At 63.4% G+C, this 2,520-nt stretch carries 3 protein-coding genes; 2 read left to right on the top strand and 1 reads right to left on the bottom strand.

Annotation, left to right across the window (positions count from 1 at the left end; translation table 11 throughout):
- Positions 1 to 112: 112 nt before the first annotated feature.
- Positions 113 to 1,018, top strand: coding sequence for a tyrosine-type recombinase/integrase (locus C8K44_RS27150; RefSeq protein ID WP_109578855.1), 906 nt, complete (start codon positions 113 to 115; stop codon positions 1,016 to 1,018).
- 3 nt (positions 1,019 to 1,021) lie between these two features.
- Positions 1,022 to 2,218, top strand: a complete 1,197-nt coding sequence (locus C8K44_RS27145) for an IS91 family transposase (protein ID WP_109578854.1) — start codon at positions 1,022 to 1,024, stop codon at positions 2,216 to 2,218.
- A gap of 99 nt (positions 2,219 to 2,317) precedes the next feature.
- Here C8K44_RS27145 and C8K44_RS27820 read toward each other — a convergent pair.
- Positions 2,318 to 2,520 (bottom strand): hypothetical protein (locus C8K44_RS27820; protein ID WP_210206247.1); only part of this gene is annotated, 203 nt, incomplete at its 5' end.

The raw sequence follows: 2,520 nt of genomic DNA, 5'->3' as shown, positions 1-2,520 counted from the left end.
TGCACGAACCCGCTACGCGGGAGGGGTGCCAAGTACTGTGATGTGTTTGGTCTTGAGCGAGTAGAAGGCGCGACCTGACGATGGAGTTCCTTTCAACCAGAGGAACTCCCCCATGACTACTCAATCGACAGGTTCGCCGATCTCACCGCTTCGCCAGCGCATGCAGGAAGACATGCTTATGCGCGGGCTGGGGCCGCATACCCGGCAGGACTACGTTCGCCACGTCCGGAACTTTGCTGCGTTTCTCGGGCGCTCACCAGATACGGCAGCGCCCGAGGAGGTTCGCCGTTTCCAGTTGTACCAACATGAGAGTGGCGTCCGACCGCCAACCATCAACGGCACGGTCTCGGCGTTGCGGTTTCTGTTCCTGGTGACATTGAGGCGTCGAGACCTGTCGCGCGCACTGGTCATCACCCGCTATCCGCGCAAACTGCCCGATGTCCTAAGCGTGGAAGAAGCAGCGCGCCTGCTCGAAGCCGCGCCCGGCATCAAATACAAGGCCGCGCTCGGGGTTGCCTACGGCGCTGGTCTGCGCGTGTCCGAGGTCGCGCATCTGAAGGTCGACGACATCGACAGCAAGCGCATGCTGATCCGTGTAGAACAGGGCAAGGGGCGCAAGGATCGCAACGCCATGCTCTCGCCGCAACTGCTGGAGTTGCTGCGGCTGTGGTGGCGCGAAGGCAAGCAGCGCGGCGTAATGCTCCCACATGGCTGGCTGTTCCCGGGACGGAGCCGCACCGATCCGATCTCATCACGGCAACTGCACCGCGCGGTTCAGGAAGCCGCCGAGGTGGCTGGCATCCGTAAACGTGTCAGCCCACATACGCTGAGGCACAGCTTCGCAACGCATCTGCTGGAGCAGGATGTCGATATCCGCGTGATTCAGGTGCTGCTCGGGCACAGCAAGCTCGACACCACCGCCCTTTATACAAAGGTCTCAACACGGACGATCCACGCGGTCGCCGGACCCCTCGACCGCCTGATGGCACTGATGGAAGGCAAGCCGCCGCCCGGCTGAGCCGTGCGGACCTCGCTCGATGTCGCCGATATCTTCCGTGCTGCTGGTCATGCCTATCGGGTCGCCCATGCAGGGCACCTGAGCCTGGACCAGCTCAAGGTCATGTTGGCGATCGAGAACTGCCGCACCGCGGCGCTCGGCGGTCACGTCGAAGCCTGCGAGGACTGCGGCCAGAGGCGGATCGCCTACAACTCCTGCCGTAATCGGCATTGCCCGAAGTGCCAAGGTGCGGCTGCGCGGACATGGCTTGCCGATCGCCAGGCAGACCTGCTTCCAGTCGGTTACTTCCATGTCGTGTTCACGCTGCCGGCCGAGGTCGCCGACATCGCTTTCCAGAACAAGGCGGTCGTCTACGACCTGCTGTTTAAGGCGGCATCTGAGACCATGCTGACTATCGCCGCCGATCCCAGGCATCTCGGCGCGCGCATAGGCATTACCGCCGTGCTGCACACTTGGGGATCGGCGATGACGCACCATCCGCATGTGCACATGATCGTGCCGGGCGGCGGCATCTCTTTGGATGGAAGCCGCTGGGTGTCGTCACGTGCGGCCTTCCTCCTGCCGGTACGCGTTCTCGGCAAGCTGTTCCGCCGTCTGTTCCTTACCCGGCTGCTAGCATTGCACGATGCCGGCAGGCTCGCCTTCTTCGGATCGATGGCGTACCTGACCGACCGGGGCGCCTTTATGCATCACTTGAAGCCGGTCCGCAGCAAACGCTGGATCGTCTATGCCAAGGCCCCGTTCGCCGGTCCGGAAGCGGTGCTCGCCTACCTGTCGCGCTATACGCATCGGGTCGCCATCTCGAACAGCCGCCTGATCGCCTTCGATAATGACGGCGTCACCTTCCGCTACAAGGACTATCGCCGTGACGGCGCGGATCGCCAGCAGGTCATGACGCTCGCCATCAATGAGTTTGTCCGCCGCCTCCTACTCCACATACTGCCACGCGGCTTCCATCGCATCCGCCATTATGGCCTGCTTGCCAGCGGCGCGCGCAAGGCCAGCCTCATGCTCGCCCGCGTACTGTTGAACGCCACTGCACCGGTATCGGTGAATGATCGCCCTGAGGAAGCGGACGACTTCCGTCCGCCATGCCCTTGCTGCGGCGGGCGCATGACCGTCATCGAGGTGTTCGAGCGTTGGCGGCAGCCGCGAGGGCCGCCGGAAGCGCGCGCGGCATACCGGGAGAACTCGCCATGACCCGGCATGGAATCGTCAAGCCCTCAACTGCGGACTCTCGGCCTGCGGCAACGGATCCGCACACATCCATCGCGATCATCGAAGCCGTCAGGGTGGCGCTCACCCGACCATCATGCCGGCAATCCCATGCAGGCACGCCACAAAGCCGTCCGTCCGCATCCATCCCGGTGCTTTCAGACAACCGTCGCGCCATCGACGACACCAGCCGAAATCCGAAATCTCCATAAGCCGTCGCCTGTGGCTCGCGGGTTCCTGCATGGGAGGCTTTCGTACGCCTGCCGGCACCCGAAACCCTTCATCAT

Origin of the sequence: Aminobacter sp. AP02 (genome assembly GCF_003148805.1) — a bacterium.
In the GTDB taxonomy this organism is placed as follows: domain Bacteria; phylum Pseudomonadota; class Alphaproteobacteria; order Rhizobiales; family Rhizobiaceae; genus Aminobacter.
The sequence above is the reverse complement of the archived record's forward strand: the minus strand, read 5'-3'. Positions and strand labels throughout refer to the sequence as shown.

What these genes read in the sequence shown, in the direction of transcription:
- C8K44_RS27150 (WP_109578855.1), top strand. Translation starts at nt 113, where the DNA reads ATGACTACTCAATCGACAGGTTCGCCGATCTCACCGCTTCGCCAGCGC.